This is a genomic window from Bacillus cereus G9842 (assembly GCF_000021305.1).
Lineage (GTDB): Bacteria > Bacillota > Bacilli > Bacillales > Bacillaceae_G > Bacillus_A > Bacillus_A thuringiensis_S.
On the sequence record NC_011772.1, the window covers coordinates 127,771 to 142,460 of the forward strand.

Sequence of the window (14,690 nt, forward strand, 5' to 3'; positions counted from 1 at the left end):
ACCACATGTCTCGTATTGGTAAAAAGATTCTTGAAATCCCTGCAGGTGTTACTATTACAATTGCAGAAGACAATACTGTAACAGTAAAAGGCCCTAAAGGTGAATTAACTCGTAAATTCAATGCTGATATGTCTATCAAAATTGAAGAAAATACACTAACAGTTGAGCGTCCATCTGAACAGAAGGAACACCGTGCATTACACGGTACAACTCGTGCTTTAATCGGAAACATGGTTGAAGGTGTAACTGCAGGTTTCGCACGCGGACTTGAATTAGTCGGTGTTGGTTACCGTGCTCAAAAACAAGGAGATAAACTTGTTTTAAGCGTAGGTTATTCTCATCCAGTAGAAATGACTCCGGAAGCAGGTCTTGAAGTTGAAGTACCTGCACCAACTAAAATCGTAATTAAAGGTATCGACAAGCAACGTGTTGGCGAATTTGCTGCTAACATCCGTGCTGTACGTGCTCCTGAGCCTTACAAAGGTAAAGGTATTCGTTACGAAGGCGAAGTTGTTCGTCGTAAAGAAGGTAAAACTGCTAAGTAAACCCGTTAGGTGAGAGAAAGGAGTGACAAGAAAATGATCACTAAAGCTGATAAAAATGCGACTCGTAAGAAAAGACATGCACGTGTACGTGCTAAACTTACTGGTACTGCAGAGCGTCCACGTTTAAACGTGTTCCGTTCTAACCAACATATTTACGCTCAAGTTATTGATGATGTGAATGGTGTAACGTTAGTAAGTGCATCTACTCTTGATAAAGACCTTGCTCTTAACGGTACTAGCAATACTGAAGCTGCTACGAAAGTTGGAGAATCAGTTGCTAAGCGTGCTGTAGAGAAAGGCGTTAAAGAAGTAGTATTCGATCGCGGTGGTTACTTATACCATGGCCGTGTTAAAGCTCTAGCTGAAGCTGCTCGTGAGGCTGGATTACAATTTTAATGGTCAAAGGAGGGAAAATTGATGCATCGCATTGACCCAAGTAAATTAGAACTTGAAGAACGTGTAGTTACGATAAATCGTGTCGCGAAAGTTGTTAAGGGTGGTCGTCGTTTCCGCTTTGCTGCACTAGTTGTAGTTGGCGATAAAAACGGTCATGTTGGATTCGGTACTGGTAAAGCACAAGAGGTACCAGACGCAATTCGCAAAGCTATCGAAGACGCTAAGAAAAATTTAATCGCTGTACCATTAGTTGGTACAACAATTCCACACACAATCAACGGTCACTTTGGAGCTGGTGAAGTATTCTTAAAACCTGCTGCTGAGGGTACTGGTGTTATTGCTGGTGGACCTGTTCGTGCGGTTCTTGAATTAGCTGGTGTACAAGATATTCTTTCGAAATCTCTTGGTTCTAACACACCAATCAACATGATTCGCGCTACTGTGAACGGATTAAGCGAACTTAAGCGCGCTGAAGATGTTGCAAAATTACGCGGTAAATCTGTAGAAGAGCTACTAGGTTAAGGAGGGAAAACAAATGGCGAAAAAGTTAGAAATTACCCTCACTCGTAGTGTAATTGGTCGTCCACAAGATCAACGTGCGACGGTAGAAGCTTTAGGTCTTAAAAAGTTGAATTCAACTGTAGTTAAGGAAGAAACTCCTGCTATTCTTGGTATGATCAACAAAGTTTCTCACCTTTTAACTGTAAAAGAAGCTTAAGGATAACTCATTAATATAAGGAGGTGCCTGGGAATGAAACTTCATGAATTAAAACCTGCAGAAGGTTCTCGTAAAGTACGTAACCGTGTCGGTCGTGGTATCGGTTCTGGTAACGGTAAAACTGCTGGTAAAGGTCATAAAGGACAAAACGCACGTTCTGGTGGCGGTGTTCGTCTTGGCTTCGAAGGTGGTCAAACTCCATTATTCCGTCGTTTACCAAAACGCGGCTTCACAAACATTAACCGTAAAGAGTTTACTATTGTAAACTTATCAACGTTAAATCGTTTTGAAGATGGTACAGAAGTAACACCTGAATTATTGCTGGAAACTGGCGTTATCAGCAAGTTAAACGACGGTGTTAAAATTCTTGCAAGCGGAGCAGTAGAGAAAAAACTAACTGTTAAAGCGCACAAGTTCTCTTCAAGTGCTAAAGAAGCAATTGAAGCAGCTGGCGGATCAGTTGAGGTGATCTAATGTTTCGTACAATCTCCAACTTTATGCGCGTTGCTGAGATAAGACGTAAAATATTATTCACTTTAGCGATGTTAATCGTATTCAGGATTGGCACGTTTATCCCAGTGCCATTTACAAATGGAGACGTACTGAAAGCACAAGACCAATTAAATGCTTTAGGCATCCTAAATACATTTGGCGGTGGCGCCTTGAAAAACTTCTCCATCTTCGCGATGGGAATCATGCCGTATATTACAGCATCCATCATCGTGCAATTATTGCAGATGGATGTTGTTCCTAAATTTTCGGAATGGTCGAAGCAAGGTGAAATGGGCCGTCGTAAACTAACGCAATTCACGCGTTACTTTACAATTGTTCTTGCGTTTATTCAGGGGTTTGGTATGTCAATCGGTTTTAACGGTATGGTAGGTGGGCAATTAATTTTGAATCCTGGTTGGAGCACTTATTTATACATTGCTACGGTACTGACTGCTGGTACTGCATTTTTAATGTGGTTAGGCGAACAGATTACAGCTAAAGGTGTAGGTAATGGTATTTCCATCCTTATCTTTGGCGGTATTGCTGCAGCGATACCAAGTGTTATATCTCAAGTGTATCAACAACAGTTTCAAAATATCGGAGATCAATTGTTCATGAGTATCGTTAAAGTTGCATTGATTTTACTAGCTGTGCTAGCAGTTATTGTTGGTGTTATTTTCATTCAACAAGCTGTTAGAAAGATCCCAATTCAATACGCGAAGCGTGTAACAGGAGGGAATGGGAATCATGCTGGAGCACAAAACACACATTTACCGCTTAAGGTAAATAGTGCGGGTGTTATTCCAGTCATTTTTGCTGTTTCATTCTTAATTACGCCTCCAACTATTGCACAGTTCTTCCCGAAACATGATGTATCGCAGTGGATTATTGCAAACTTTAACTATTCTCACCCAGTGGGAATGATCATATATGTTGCGCTCATTGTAGCCTTCACATATTTCTATGCATTTGTTCAGGTTAATCCAGAGCAAATGTCAGAGAATCTAAACAAGCAAGGTGGATATGTTCCAGGTATTCGTCCGGGTAAGAATACAGAACAATATCTAACAAAAATCTTGTATCGTTTGACCTTTGTAGGATCAATTTTCCTAGCAGCGATTGCAATCTTACCAGTTATTTTTACGAAATTGGGAAATCTTCCTCCATCTGCACAGATTGGTGGAACGAGTATGTTAATCGTTGTCGGCGTTGCTTTAGAAACAATGAAGCAGCTAGAAAGCCAACTGGTAAAACGCCATTACAAAGGGTTTATCAAGCAGTGAGTAAGTGGGAAGAACTATCTTCCCTACATGCTCATGTACTGAGGGGGAACAAGGATGAACTTAATTTTAATGGGGCTTCCTGGTGCTGGTAAAGGTACACAAGCCGAACAGATTGTAGCCAAGTATAACATCCCTCACATTTCAACAGGAGATATGTTCCGTGCAGCTATGAAGGCTGAAACTGAAATGGGTCTACAAGCAAAATCTTTTATTGATAAAGGTGCACTTGTTCCAGATGAAGTTACAATCGGAATTGTTCGTGAACGTTTAAGTCAAGAAGACTGCGTAAGAGGTTTCTTACTAGACGGTTTCCCACGAACTGTTGCACAAGCATCAGCTCTTGAAGAGATTATGAAAGATCTTGGCAAAAAAATCGACTATGTTTTAAACATTAATGTGGATTCAGGGTTGTTATTAAAACGCCTTACAGGCCGTCGCATTTGTAAAGAGTGCGGTGCGACTTACCACTTAGAATTCAATCCACCAGCAAAAGCTGATGTGTGCGATAAATGTGGTGGCGAATTATACCAACGCTCTGATGACAATGAAGAAACTGTAGCAAATCGTTTAGATGTAAATATTAAGCAAACAAAACCTTTGCTTGATTTCTACGACGAGCTTGGTTACTTAAAAAGCATTAATGGTGAGCAAGATATCAATAAAGTATTTGCTGATATCGATGTTCTCATCGGAGGCTTAGCGTAATGATCATCTGCAAAACTCCTCGCGAGATAGAAATCATGCGAGAAGCTGGCAGAATCGTTGCTTTAACTCATCAAGAGTTGAAACAGCACATTACTCCAGGAATTACAACGAAAGAGCTCGATCAAATAGCGGAAAAGACGATTCAAAAATATGGTGCTACGCCATCTTTTAAAGGATACAACGGATTTCCGGGGAGCATATGTGCTTCTGTAAATGAAGAGCTTGTACACGGAATTCCAGGAAAGCGCAAGCTCAAAGAGGGCGATATCATCAGTATCGATATTGGTGCGAAATACAATGGGTACCATGGAGATTCTGCATGGACGTATCCAGTTGGAAACATTTCTGAATCTGTTCAAAAGCTACTTGATGTCACAGAAAAATCGTTGTATCTTGGTCTAGAACAAGTAAAACCAGGCGAGAGATTATCAAATATCTCACATGCGGTTCAAACCCATGCTGAAGAGAATGGATTCTCGATCGTTAGGGAGTATGTTGGTCACGGAATCGGGCAAGACTTACATGAGGACCCTCAAATCCCGCACTATGGTCCACCAAATAGAGGCCCTAGATTAAAGCCGGGAATGGTCATCTGTGTTGAGCCGATGGTGAATCAAGGAAGACGATATGTAAAAACACTATCTGATGACTGGACAGTGGTAACGGTAGATGGTAAATGGTGTGCCCATTTTGAGCACACGATTGCTCTTACAGAAGCAGGATACGAAATCCTTACCACTTTATAAGTAGCTGGCTCTCCGGGATTTCAGAGCAGTGTAAAATGTTACTGATTTGAAGAAGGGAGAACTATTGAATGGCTAAAGATGATGTAATTGAAGTCGAAGGTACCGTTCTTGAAACGTTGCCAAATGCTATGTTCAAAGTAGAATTAGAGAATGGGCATGTCGTATTGGCTCACGTTTCTGGTAAAATCCGTATGAACTTCATTCGTATTTTACCAGGAGACAAAGTTACGGTAGAATTATCTCCGTACGATTTAAATCGTGGTCGTATTACGTACCGTTTTAAATAATATAGCACTCCGTAATCTTTAAGGAGGTTCGAGACATGAAAGTAAGACCGTCAGTTAAACCAATCTGCGAAAAATGTAAAGTTATTCGTAGACGTGGAAAAGTAATGGTTATTTGTGAAAACCCTAAACATAAACAAAAACAAGGTTAATCAGAAGGAGGTGCATTCAGAATGGCACGTATCGCAGGTGTAGATATTCCTCGAGACAAACGCGTTGTTATTTCTTTAACTTACGTATTCGGCATTGGTCGCACAACTGCTGAAAAAATTCTTACTGAAGCTGGTATTTCTTCAGAAACACGAGTTCGTGATTTAACGGAAGACGAATTAGGACGTATCCGTGATGTTATCGATCGTATTAAAGTTGAGGGAGACCTTCGTCGTGAAGTATCTCTTAACATTAAACGTCTAATGGAGATCGGTTCTTACCGTGGTCTTCGTCACCGTCGTGGTTTACCAGTTCGTGGTCAAAATTCTAAAAACAATGCTCGTACACGTAAAGGTCCACGTCGTACAGTAGCAAATAAAAAGAAATAATAAGTAAAGGAGGTTGAACTAACAATGGCACGTAAAACAAACACTCGTAAAAAACGTGTGAAAAAGAATATCGAAGCTGGTATAGCTCATATTCGTTCTACTTTCAACAACACAATCGTAACACTTACAGATACTCACGGTAACGCACTTTCTTGGTCTAGTGCTGGTGCACTTGGTTTCCGTGGATCTCGTAAATCTACTCCATTCGCTGCGCAAATGGCTGCTGAAGCTGCTGCTAAAGTTGCAATGGAGCACGGTTTAAAAACTTTAGAGGTTACTGTTAAAGGTCCTGGTGCTGGTCGTGAAGCTGCAATTCGTGCTCTTCAAGCTGCAGGTCTAGAAGTAACAGCAATTAGAGATGTTACTCCAGTTCCTCATAATGGATGTCGTCCGCCAAAACGTCGTCGTGTGTAATTTTTCTGTATAGAATTTTCCCTTTTGTCTATAATGGATATGATGCATTATCGAGAAATTTCGTACAGAAACATCGCTTGTTGTGCACAATCGGGAACTGCCTAAGGGGGACTTTCGGTTAGACAGGGGTTATACCTTTGTTTAACCGGGGTTTCGACGTTTTGAAGGAGGGTTTAGTTAATGATTGAAATCGAAAAGCCGAAAATCGAAACGGTTGAACTTAACGAAGATGCTAAATATGGTAAATTCGTAATTGAACCGCTTGAGCGTGGATATGGTACTACTTTGGGTAACTCCTTACGTCGTATTCTTTTATCCTCACTCCCTGGTGCCGCTGTTACTGCTATCCAAATCGATGGCGTATTACATGAATTTTCAACAGTTGAGGGCGTAGTAGAAGACGTTACGACGATCATCTTAAACTTGAAAAAGTTAGCTCTTAAAATCTACTCTGAAGAAGAGAAGACGTTGGAAATTGATGTGCAGGGCGAAGGTATTGTCACAGCTGCTGATATTACTCACGATAGTGATGTAGAAATCTTAAATCCAGATTTACACATTGCAACGTTAGCAAAAGATGCGCATTTCCGCGTGCGTTTAACTGCAAAGCGTGGCCGTGGGTATACGCCAGCTGATGCAAATAAAAGCGAAGATCAACCAATAGGAGTAATTCCTATTGATTCTATTTATACTCCAGTATCACGTGTGACTTACCAAGTGGAAAAGACACGTGTCGGACAAGTGGCTAATTATGATAAGCTTACGCTTGATGTATGGACGGATGGAAGCATCGGGCCAAAAGAAGCTATCTCTTTAGGTGCCAAAATCTTAACTGAGCATTTAAATATCTTTGTTGGTTTAACTGATGAAGCACAAAATGCTGAGATTATGGTCGAGAAGGAAGAAGATCAAAAAGAGAAAGTTCTTGAGATGACTATCGAAGAACTAGACCTTTCTGTTCGTTCTTATAATTGCCTAAAACGTGCAGGAATTAATACTGTACAAGAGCTTGCGAACAAAACAGAAGAAGATATGATGAAAGTTCGTAACTTAGGACGTAAATCCTTAGAAGAAGTTAAACATAAACTTGAGGAATTAGGTTTAGGTTTACGTAAAGACGACTGAGGATTTAAACCCATGAACAAAGGAGGGAACTACGAATGGCATACAGAAAATTAGGCCGTACAAGTGCGCAACGTAAAGCTATGTTACGTGACTTAGCTACTGATTTAATTATCAACGAGCGCATCCAAACGACAGAAACTCGTGCAAAAGAACTTCGTTCTGTAGTGGAAAAAATGATCACTTTAGGTAAACGCGGAGATCTTCATGCTCGTCGTCAAGCAGCAGCTTTCATTCGCAATGAAGTAGCTAACGCTGAGACTGGTCAAGATGCACTTCAAAAATTATTCGCTGATGTAGCTCCACGCTATGCTGAGCGCCAAGGCGGATACACTCGTATTGCAAAAATTGGTCCACGTCGCGGAGACGCAGCACCAATGGTAATTATCGAGTTAGTATAATGATAATTAAAAGGGCAGGACAGTTCTTTTCAAGAAACTGGTCATGGCCCTTTTTTTTAAATATAAAAATAGGCGAGCTTGGCGAAGGAAAGGGTGCCTTCTATTGAAAAAAGAGAAACTTCGGATAGGAAATATATCATTTCAATATCCTGGGGCAGCCACGTATGCATTAAAAGATGTTTCATTTTCCTTATATGAGGGAGAATGGGTATCTATTATTGGACAAAACGGTTCAGGAAAGTCTACACTTGCAAAATTATTGAATGGTTTGTTTTTGCCGGAAGCAGGGACTATTACAGTAAATGATTCAATGGTTTTATCAGAGGAAACGGTATGGGATGTTCGAAAACAAATTGGAATGGTATTTCAAAATCCAGATAATCAATTTGTTGGAACAACAGTGCAAGATGATGTTGTATTTGGTTTAGAGAATATCGGAATGCCAAGAGAACAAATGATTGAAAGATTAGAACAGGTCTTACGACTTGTCCGTATGGAAGATTTTCTTAATGATGAGCCTCATTCCTTATCTGGTGGGCAAAAACAGCGAGTGGCAATAGCAGGCGTTTTAGCACTTCAGCCATCTATTTTAATATTAGATGAAGCAACGTCAATGTTAGATCCTCAAGGAAGACGTGAAGTAGTAGAAACGGTTAGACAACTTGTTAATCAAAAAGGTATTACCGTGTTATCAATTACGCACGATTTGGAAGAAGCGGCGCAGTCAGATCGTGTCATTATTTTAAATAAGGGAGAAATATTAGAGGAAGGGATTCCAGAGAAAATTTTCAAGTCCTCTCATATGCTCCAAGAAATTGGCTTAGATGTACCGTTTTCGGTGAAAATAGCAGAATTATTAAAAAGAAATGAAATTCTTTTGCAAAATACGCATCTTACAATGGAAAGCTTGGTGAACGAACTTTGGAGATTACATTCCAAAAAGTAGAACATCGTTATCAATATAAAACTCCATTTGAAAGACGCGCACTTTATGATGTAGACGTGTCGTTTCCAAGTGGGGGCTATTATGCCATTATCGGTCATACTGGTTCAGGTAAGTCGACGATGATTCAACATTTAAATGGTTTATTGCAGCCGACAAATGGTACAGTTCAAATTGGTGAACATTTGATTTCGGCAGGAAAGAAAGAAAAAAAGCTAAAGCCACTACGTAAAAAAGTAGGGGTTGTCTTTCAATTCCCGGAACATCAGTTGTTTGAAGAAACTGTGGAGAAAGATATTTGCTTCGGACCTACTAATTTCGGGGCATCTGGAGACGAAGCGAAGCAAAAGGCTAGAGAGGCAATAGAACTTGTAGGGCTAGAACCGGAACTGTTAACACGTTCTCCGTTCGAATTAAGTGGTGGACAAATGAGACGTGTTGCTATAGCGGGTGTACTGGCAATGGAACCTGAAGTGCTTGTATTAGATGAACCTACAGCAGGTCTAGATCCAAAAGGGCAGAACGAACTTATGCAGATGTTTTATAAGTTGCATAAGGAGAAAGGGCTTACAGTTATCCTTGTAACGCATAATATGGAAGATGCTGCTCAGTATGCGGAACAAATTGTAGTTATGCATAAAGGAACGGTCTTTTTGCAAGGAAGTGCAGAGGAAGTATTTTCACATGCTGATGAACTAGAGAAAATTGGTGTGGATCTTCCTATGTCATTAAAGTATAAACGTGCAATTGAAGAGAAGTTTGGTATTTCAATTCCAAAGGCTACCTTATCTTTAGAGGATCTTACTCATGAAGTTGTGCAGGTGTTACGAAAAGGTGGTCATGAATCATGCAGCAGTTGATTATTGGGAGATATATCCCGGGGAATTCACTTATTCATCAACTTGATCCACGTACGAAGCTGCTGATTGTCTTTTTATATGTATTTGTTGTTTTCTTAGCAAATAATGCGATTTCATATGGATTTTTATTTTTATATGCACTCATTGCTTTATTTTTTGCAAAAGTGCCGATTCGTTATGTACTTTCGGGCTTAAAACCAATTTTATGGATTTTTCTTTTTACATTTTTCCTGCATATTTTTACAAATAAAGAGGGGGATGTACTACTCCAGCTTGGTTGGTTTTCGATACATGAAAAAGGATTAGAGCAAGGGATATACATTTCTGTACGGTTCTTCGTTATTATTTTAATGACGACATTATTAACGTTAACGACGACACCTATTGAAATTACAGATGGTTTGGAGACGTTATTAAAGCCATTGAAGCGTATAAAGGTTCCTGTTCATGAAATCGCATTAATGATGTCAATTTCTCTTCGTTTTATCCCGACATTAATGGATGAAACGAGTAAAATAATGAAAGCACAAGCATCACGTGGTATTGATTTCGCTGGTGGACCGATAAAAGATAGAATGAAAGCTATTATCTCACTGCTCGTTCCTCTGTTTATCAGTGCTTTTAAGCGTGCAGAGGACTTAGCTATTGCGATGGAAGCTCGTGGATATCAAAGTGGTGAAGGACGTACTAAATTTAGGCAACTACGCTGGAAAACAAGCGATACAGTAACGATTGTAAGCTTATTTTGTTTAGCTTGTATTTTGGCATGGGTGCGATCGTAATGGAGAATAGAGAAATGGATAGAATAAAATGTACGATTGCATATGATGGTATGCATTTTTGTGGTTATCAAATTCAGCCGAAGCATCGTACTGTTCAACAGGAGATAGAAAAAGCATTACAGAAATTGCATAAGGGAGAACTTGTTCGTGTTCAGGCGTCTGGTAGAACAGATTCTACGGTTCATGCAAAAGGGCAAGTAATACACTTTGATACTCCTTTGTCTCTTGAGGAGTGGCAATGGAATAACGCTTTAAATACAATGTTGCCAGATGATATTGTTATTAGGCGAGTAGAGAAAAAAACAGAAGAATTTCATGCACGTTACGGTGTTGAGAAAAAAGAATATCGTTATCGTGTATTATTATCAAAGACTGCGGATGTATTCCGTAGAAATTACGTATATCAATATCCATATCCGCTCGAAATCAATTCTATAAGAAAAGCAATTCCTTATTTTATTGGAACGCATGATTTCACTTCTTTTTGCTCGGCAAAAACTGACAAAAAAGATAAAGTGCGAACAATTTATGAAATCGAGTTAATTGAGCAAGATGATGAATTAATTTTTCGTTTTGTAGGTAATGGATTTTTATATAATATGGTCAGAATTATTGTTGGTACGTTACTTAACGTAGGGCAAGGAAAGCTTGATCCTGATAGCATTCCAGAGATTTTAGCGAAACAAAATCGTCAGTTTGCTGGAAAGATGGCTCCAGGTCATGGGCTTTACCTATGGGAGGTAAACTATAACAACTAATCCTGGTGTAACATTTGCTTGACATTAGAAACTCAAAAGTATATCATAACATATGGTATTGTTTCTAAAACCACGATTAGCCCCGGAAGGAAATCGTGTTTAAGATAAACAATAGATTTTTTCTATGGAAAAGATAACGAGGAGGGAAACACATGCGTACGACTTTTATGGCAAAAGCTAACGAAGTTGAGCGTAAATGGTATGTGGTTGATGCTGAAGGTCAAACTTTAGGTCGCCTATCTACTGAAGTAGCATCCATTTTACGTGGTAAAAACAAACCTACATTTACACCACACGTTGACACGGGTGATCATGTAATTATTATTAACGCTGAGAAAATTCATTTAACAGGTAATAAATTAAACGATAAAATTTACTACCGTCACACTAACCACCCAGGTGGACTTAAGCAAAGAACAGCTCTTGAAATGCGTACAAACTACCCTGTACAAATGTTAGAGCTTGCAATTAAAGGCATGCTTCCAAAAGGACGCTTAGGCCGTCAAGTTTCTAAGAAACTTAACGTGTATGCTGGAGCAGAGCATCCACACCAAGCACAAAAACCAGAAGTTTACGAACTTCGCGGATAATTAATTAAAGGAGGGCTTACTTTGGCACAGGTTCAATACTATGGCACTGGACGTCGTAAGAGTTCAGTAGCGCGCGTACGCCTAGTTCCAGGCGAAGGACGCGTTATCATTAACGGTCGTGATTTTGAAAACTATATCCCATTTGCTGCATTACGTGAAGTAGTGAAACAACCTCTAGTTGCAACAGAAACTTTAGGTAACTACGATGTACTTGTAAACGTAAATGGTGGTGGATACACTGGTCAAGCTGGTGCTATTCGTCACGGTATTTCTCGCGCTTTATTAAAAGCTGATCCAGAATACCGTCTAACACTAAAACGTGCAGGTCTATTAACTCGTGACGCACGTATGAAAGAGCGTAAAAAATACGGTCTTAAAGGCGCACGTCGTGCACCTCAGTTCTCAAAACGTTAATTTTTGCGAACTACAAACCCCAACCATTTTGGTTGGGGTTTTTTTGTGTTTCATTCCTCTTTTACAATTTTTTTAGCTTGGAATATTTTAGTGCTACGGCCTCGCGTATGCTTCTTCTTTAGAAGTTTAGACTATACGTATTAGGGAGGTTTATAAGTACTATGAATGTCATTGTCAGCTTACAAGAAAAACAAAAAGAAAAGCAGTTAAAATACGAGCGGAAGATGCTGCGAGAATTATCATTAAAAACATTGCGCTCAAATATTCGTGATGCCTTTCAAATGCAAGAGCTTCATCGTCAGTATGAAGATTACTGTATTGAATTAGGGATAGAATCTTATTTATTAGGAGCGAGATATAGTAAATTTGGTTATTATGGTGAATCGTTTTTTGATGTGAAATATAGAGCTTTAGAAGAAGAACAACAATTAACTGAAACGCTATTTCAATTTTTAACGAGTATGACTATGCGAGAAATAAAGTTGAAAGATGAGGAATTACTTTTTGAATCTTGTCAGCAGTTTATAGGATTGTGGTGGCAAGAAGGGTATGAAAAAGGTGAAAGAAGATATCGATTAAAGCTTCATTAAGACAAGCATAAACTTTCCTCTTGTCCCATATAAGTAATTAGAGGGACTAGCTGGAGGAGGAAAGGTATGAAGAGAATTCGAATTATCTCTTTTGCACTCGCTGCGGTTGTTTTGTTTTTTTTAGTCAAACAAGAATTTCAAATCACAAAATCGTGGCGAGCTTGGAATTTACCCTTATCAGGGAAAGTAATCGTATTAGATGCTGGGCATGGTGGACCAGATGGAGGGGCTGTTGGTGGAAAGGATATTATAGAAAAGGATATTACGCTTGAAATTACAAAAAAGGTACAAGACTATTTACAAGAACAAGGTGCACTAGTTATTTTAACGCGTGAGGGAGATTATGATTTAGCTAACAAAGATACAAAGTCATATAGTAGACGTAAAGCGGAGGATTTAAAAAAACGTGTAGAAATCATCAATAAACCAGATATAGACTTTTTTGCAAGCATTCATTTAAATGCTTTAACTAGTAGTGGATCGAAAGGCGCACAAACATTCTACTATCGCTCTTCAATTGAAAATGAACGTGCTGCTAAATTTATACAGGCTGAATTGAGAACGAGTTTAGAAAATACGAATCGTTCTGCTAAAACAATCTCTCACGTATACTTATTGAAGTATGCGAAAACACCAGGTGCTTTAATTGAAGCCGGCTTTTTATCGAATGTGAACGAAAGGTATATGTTAAATTCGGAGAAATATCAACAGAAGGTAGCAGCTGCAATATACCGTGGTATATTGCGTTATTTCACGGAAAAAGGAAATCCTCCAGAATAAGGAGGATTTTTTTGAGTTTCTCTCGTTAACGAAGTTTTCGGAAAATATGTTATACTGGAAATGTAAACGCATTAATTTGAAGAATAAACAAAGATGAATTCAATTAACATTACGTTATTTTTCATACAGGGGGCTGGGTTAATTATGGTAACGAAAGAACAAGTGGTTGAAGCGTTAGAAGGGATTGTAGATCCGTTTTTACATAAAACATTAAAAGAAACAAGTGCAATTAAAGAGGTAACAGTCAAGCCTGAGAAGGAACATGTGAGTGTCAAAATTGCAATCGTAAAAACTGGTACAGCGGAACAAATGCAGTTGCAGTCTGGAATTGTAAAGTTAGTAAAAGAACTTGGAGCAGCAACAGTTGGACTTCGTTTTGCAGAATTTACAGAAGAGGAATTAGCTCAGTTTGCACCAGAACAAGAAGCAGAGCAAAGTGAATCTTTATTGTCACCAAATTCAAAAACGACATTCTTAGCAGTAGCGAGTGGAAAAGGTGGCGTGGGAAAATCAACCGTTTCCGTTAACCTTGCAGTTGCTTTAGCTCGTTTAGGAAAAAAAGTTGGTATTATTGATGCGGACATTTACGGTTTTAGTGTGCCAGACATGATGGGGATAGAAAAACGTCCCATCGTAAGAGGTGACAAGATAATTCCGGTGGAACGTTTAGGTGTAAAGGTAATCTCAATGGGCTTCTTTGTAGAGGATAATGCACCAGTTATTTGGAGAGGACCTATGCTTGGGAAAATGTTAAACCACTTCTTCACAGAAGTGGAATGGGGCGATTTAGATTATTTAGTACTAGATTTACCACCAGGAACAGGTGATGTTGCGTTAGATGTGCACTCAATGTTGCCATCTTGCAAAGAGATTATTGTAACGACGCCTCATCCAACAGCTGCGTTTGTAGCAGCGCGTGCTGGAGCGATGGCATTACGCACTGAACATAGTATTCTCGGTGTTGTTGAGAACATGGCATATTTTGAAAGTAAGGTAACTGGTGAGAAAGAATATGTATTTGGAAGAGGCGGGGGAGATAAGTTGGCTACCGAACTACAAACAAATGTTCTTGGTCGTATTCCGCTGCAACAACCTGATTGGAATAAAGAAGACTTTGCTCCTTCAGTATATGAAGATACACATACAACCGGCATTATTTATAGTAAAATAGCCGAAGTGGTAATTGATAAAACAGCTGTTACACAAAAATAAAGTGAAACTTTAATCAGTGGAGTTCATCTGTTACTGGCAACAATAAGGGTTTTGTTACTAGTAAACTTTTCGCTTAACTAGAGGGCCATTTTGTCTGTTAATAGCAAGATAAAGTA

23 protein-coding genes are annotated in these 14,690 nt (G+C 39.2%); all 23 read left to right on the top strand.

The genetic code is table 11. From position 1 onward, the window contains the following. The first annotated feature begins 5 nt into the window (after window positions 1–5). The 23 genes from rplF to BCG9842_RS00785 all read left to right on the top strand — a co-directional run bounded on the left by rplF (window position 6) and on the right by BCG9842_RS00785 (window position 14,574). On the top strand, window positions 6–545 hold the full coding sequence (gene rplF / locus BCG9842_RS00675) for a 50S ribosomal protein L6 (RefSeq protein ID WP_000086551.1): 540 nt from the start codon (window positions 6–8) through the stop codon (window positions 543–545). 33 nt (window positions 546–578) lie between these two features. Further along, a complete protein-coding gene (gene rplR / locus BCG9842_RS00680) occupies window positions 579–941 on the top strand; it encodes a 50S ribosomal protein L18 (RefSeq protein WP_000628818.1) in 363 nt (120 codons plus the stop codon). Window positions 942–962: 21 nt separating this feature from the next. Further along, on the top strand, window positions 963–1,463 hold the full coding sequence (rpsE, locus tag BCG9842_RS00685) for a 30S ribosomal protein S5 (protein WP_000554646.1): 501 nt from the start codon (window positions 963–965) through the stop codon (window positions 1,461–1,463). A gap of 13 nt (window positions 1,464–1,476) precedes the next feature. Next, window positions 1,477–1,659: a 50S ribosomal protein L30 gene (gene rpmD, locus BCG9842_RS00690; protein ID WP_001085233.1), complete on the top strand. Its 183-nt coding sequence runs from the start codon at window positions 1,477–1,479 to the stop codon at window positions 1,657–1,659. A 33-nt stretch (window positions 1,660–1,692) separates the two neighbouring features. Next, window positions 1,693–2,133, top strand: a complete 441-nt coding sequence (gene rplO, locus BCG9842_RS00695) for a 50S ribosomal protein L15 (RefSeq protein WP_000766083.1) — start codon at window positions 1,693–1,695, stop codon at window positions 2,131–2,133. Continuing rightward, window positions 2,133–3,434: a preprotein translocase subunit SecY gene (secY, locus tag BCG9842_RS00700; RefSeq protein ID WP_000490118.1), complete on the top strand. Its 1,302-nt coding sequence runs from the start codon at window positions 2,133–2,135 to the stop codon at window positions 3,432–3,434. Before rplO ends, secY begins: the two co-directional genes overlap by 1 nt. A 54-nt stretch (window positions 3,435–3,488) precedes the next feature. Then, window positions 3,489–4,139 (top strand): adenylate kinase, encoded by a 651-nt coding sequence (locus BCG9842_RS00705; protein ID WP_001048995.1) that lies wholly within the window; start codon window positions 3,489–3,491, stop codon window positions 4,137–4,139. Further along, window positions 4,139–4,885 carry a type I methionyl aminopeptidase gene (gene map, locus BCG9842_RS00710; RefSeq protein WP_000582539.1) on the top strand — a complete coding sequence of 249 codons (747 nt, stop codon included), beginning with the start codon at window positions 4,139–4,141 and terminating at the stop codon, window positions 4,883–4,885. Before BCG9842_RS00705 ends, map begins: the two co-directional genes overlap by 1 nt. A gap of 68 nt (window positions 4,886–4,953) precedes the next feature. Next, the gene (gene infA / locus BCG9842_RS00715; RefSeq protein ID WP_001029884.1) at window positions 4,954–5,172 is read left to right on the top strand and encodes a translation initiation factor IF-1; all 219 of its coding nucleotides are present in this window, start codon (window positions 4,954–4,956) and stop codon (window positions 5,170–5,172) included. 35 nt (window positions 5,173–5,207) lie between these two features. Then, entirely contained in the window at window positions 5,208–5,321 is a 114-nt protein-coding gene (gene rpmJ / locus BCG9842_RS00720) for a 50S ribosomal protein L36 (protein ID WP_000868344.1), read from the top strand. Between the two features lie 21 nt (window positions 5,322–5,342). Continuing rightward, window positions 5,343–5,708: a 30S ribosomal protein S13 gene (gene rpsM / locus BCG9842_RS00725; protein ID WP_000090792.1), complete on the top strand. Its 366-nt coding sequence runs from the start codon at window positions 5,343–5,345 to the stop codon at window positions 5,706–5,708. Window positions 5,709–5,732: 24 nt separating this feature from the next. Further along, window positions 5,733–6,122, top strand: coding sequence for a 30S ribosomal protein S11 (gene rpsK / locus BCG9842_RS00730; protein ID WP_000101797.1), 390 nt, complete (start codon window positions 5,733–5,735; stop codon window positions 6,120–6,122). Between the two features lie 180 nt (window positions 6,123–6,302). Then, window positions 6,303–7,247 carry a DNA-directed RNA polymerase subunit alpha gene (locus tag BCG9842_RS00735; protein WP_000569643.1) on the top strand — a complete coding sequence of 315 codons (945 nt, stop codon included), beginning with the start codon at window positions 6,303–6,305 and terminating at the stop codon, window positions 7,245–7,247. A 35-nt stretch (window positions 7,248–7,282) separates the two neighbouring features. Next, a complete protein-coding gene (gene rplQ / locus BCG9842_RS00740) occupies window positions 7,283–7,645 on the top strand; it encodes a 50S ribosomal protein L17 (protein WP_000331490.1) in 363 nt (120 codons plus the stop codon). A 103-nt stretch (window positions 7,646–7,748) separates the two neighbouring features. Further along, window positions 7,749–8,591 (top strand): energy-coupling factor ABC transporter ATP-binding protein, encoded by an 843-nt coding sequence (locus BCG9842_RS00745; protein WP_000711764.1) that lies wholly within the window; start codon window positions 7,749–7,751, stop codon window positions 8,589–8,591. Beyond that, window positions 8,567–9,448 carry an energy-coupling factor ABC transporter ATP-binding protein gene (locus tag BCG9842_RS00750; protein ID WP_000406521.1) on the top strand — a complete coding sequence of 294 codons (882 nt, stop codon included), beginning with the start codon at window positions 8,567–8,569 and terminating at the stop codon, window positions 9,446–9,448. Before BCG9842_RS00745 ends, BCG9842_RS00750 begins: the two co-directional genes overlap by 25 nt. After that, complete coding sequence (locus BCG9842_RS00755; protein WP_001186530.1) at window positions 9,436–10,230, top strand: energy-coupling factor transporter transmembrane component T family protein; 795 nt, start codon at window positions 9,436–9,438, stop codon at window positions 10,228–10,230. Before BCG9842_RS00750 ends, BCG9842_RS00755 begins: the two co-directional genes overlap by 13 nt. Window positions 10,231–10,244: 14 nt before the next feature. Beyond that, window positions 10,245–10,988, top strand: a complete 744-nt coding sequence (truA, locus tag BCG9842_RS00760; protein WP_041488139.1) for a tRNA pseudouridine(38-40) synthase TruA — start codon at window positions 10,245–10,247, stop codon at window positions 10,986–10,988. 152 nt (window positions 10,989–11,140) lie between these two features. Continuing rightward, complete coding sequence (gene rplM, locus BCG9842_RS00765) at window positions 11,141–11,578, top strand: 50S ribosomal protein L13 (RefSeq protein ID WP_001260795.1); 438 nt, start codon at window positions 11,141–11,143, stop codon at window positions 11,576–11,578. 21 nt (window positions 11,579–11,599) lie between these two features. Further along, on the top strand, window positions 11,600–11,992 hold the full coding sequence (gene rpsI, locus BCG9842_RS00770; RefSeq protein ID WP_000079986.1) for a 30S ribosomal protein S9: 393 nt from the start codon (window positions 11,600–11,602) through the stop codon (window positions 11,990–11,992). A 161-nt stretch (window positions 11,993–12,153) separates the two neighbouring features. Further along, complete coding sequence (locus BCG9842_RS00775) at window positions 12,154–12,582, top strand: DUF2521 family protein (protein WP_001101005.1); 429 nt, start codon at window positions 12,154–12,156, stop codon at window positions 12,580–12,582. Window positions 12,583–12,648: 66 nt separating this feature from the next. Next, the gene (gene cwlD / locus BCG9842_RS00780; protein ID WP_000822437.1) at window positions 12,649–13,362 is read left to right on the top strand and encodes an N-acetylmuramoyl-L-alanine amidase CwlD; all 714 of its coding nucleotides are present in this window, start codon (window positions 12,649–12,651) and stop codon (window positions 13,360–13,362) included. 144 nt (window positions 13,363–13,506) lie between these two features. Further along, window positions 13,507–14,574, top strand: a complete 1,068-nt coding sequence (locus BCG9842_RS00785) for an Mrp/NBP35 family ATP-binding protein (protein ID WP_000256626.1) — start codon at window positions 13,507–13,509, stop codon at window positions 14,572–14,574. Window positions 14,575–14,690: the final 116 nt, after the last annotated feature.

What these genes read in the sequence shown, in the direction of transcription:
- rplF (WP_000086551.1), top strand. Translation starts at nt 6, where the DNA reads ATGTCTCGTATTGGTAAAAAGATTCTTGAAATCCCTGCAGGTGTTACT.
- rplR (WP_000628818.1), top strand. Translation starts at nt 579, where the DNA reads ATGATCACTAAAGCTGATAAAAATGCGACTCGTAAGAAAAGACATGCA.
- rpsE (WP_000554646.1), top strand. Translation starts at nt 963, where the DNA reads ATGCATCGCATTGACCCAAGTAAATTAGAACTTGAAGAACGTGTAGTT.
- rpmD (WP_001085233.1), top strand. Translation starts at nt 1,477, where the DNA reads ATGGCGAAAAAGTTAGAAATTACCCTCACTCGTAGTGTAATTGGTCGT.
- rplO (WP_000766083.1), top strand. Translation starts at nt 1,693, where the DNA reads ATGAAACTTCATGAATTAAAACCTGCAGAAGGTTCTCGTAAAGTACGT.
- secY (WP_000490118.1), top strand. Translation starts at nt 2,133, where the DNA reads ATGTTTCGTACAATCTCCAACTTTATGCGCGTTGCTGAGATAAGACGT.
- BCG9842_RS00705 (WP_001048995.1), top strand. Translation starts at nt 3,489, where the DNA reads ATGAACTTAATTTTAATGGGGCTTCCTGGTGCTGGTAAAGGTACACAA.
- map (WP_000582539.1), top strand. Translation starts at nt 4,139, where the DNA reads ATGATCATCTGCAAAACTCCTCGCGAGATAGAAATCATGCGAGAAGCT.
- infA (WP_001029884.1), top strand. Translation starts at nt 4,954, where the DNA reads ATGGCTAAAGATGATGTAATTGAAGTCGAAGGTACCGTTCTTGAAACG.
- rpmJ (WP_000868344.1), top strand. Translation starts at nt 5,208, where the DNA reads ATGAAAGTAAGACCGTCAGTTAAACCAATCTGCGAAAAATGTAAAGTT.
- rpsM (WP_000090792.1), top strand. Translation starts at nt 5,343, where the DNA reads ATGGCACGTATCGCAGGTGTAGATATTCCTCGAGACAAACGCGTTGTT.
- rpsK (WP_000101797.1), top strand. Translation starts at nt 5,733, where the DNA reads ATGGCACGTAAAACAAACACTCGTAAAAAACGTGTGAAAAAGAATATC.
- BCG9842_RS00735 (WP_000569643.1), top strand. Translation starts at nt 6,303, where the DNA reads ATGATTGAAATCGAAAAGCCGAAAATCGAAACGGTTGAACTTAACGAA.
- rplQ (WP_000331490.1), top strand. Translation starts at nt 7,283, where the DNA reads ATGGCATACAGAAAATTAGGCCGTACAAGTGCGCAACGTAAAGCTATG.
- BCG9842_RS00755 (WP_001186530.1), top strand. Translation starts at nt 9,436, where the DNA reads ATGCAGCAGTTGATTATTGGGAGATATATCCCGGGGAATTCACTTATT.
- truA (WP_041488139.1), top strand. Translation starts at nt 10,245, where the DNA reads ATGGATAGAATAAAATGTACGATTGCATATGATGGTATGCATTTTTGT.
- rplM (WP_001260795.1), top strand. Translation starts at nt 11,141, where the DNA reads ATGCGTACGACTTTTATGGCAAAAGCTAACGAAGTTGAGCGTAAATGG.
- BCG9842_RS00775 (WP_001101005.1), top strand. Translation starts at nt 12,154, where the DNA reads ATGAATGTCATTGTCAGCTTACAAGAAAAACAAAAAGAAAAGCAGTTA.
- cwlD (WP_000822437.1), top strand. Translation starts at nt 12,649, where the DNA reads ATGAAGAGAATTCGAATTATCTCTTTTGCACTCGCTGCGGTTGTTTTG.
- BCG9842_RS00785 (WP_000256626.1), top strand. Translation starts at nt 13,507, where the DNA reads ATGGTAACGAAAGAACAAGTGGTTGAAGCGTTAGAAGGGATTGTAGAT.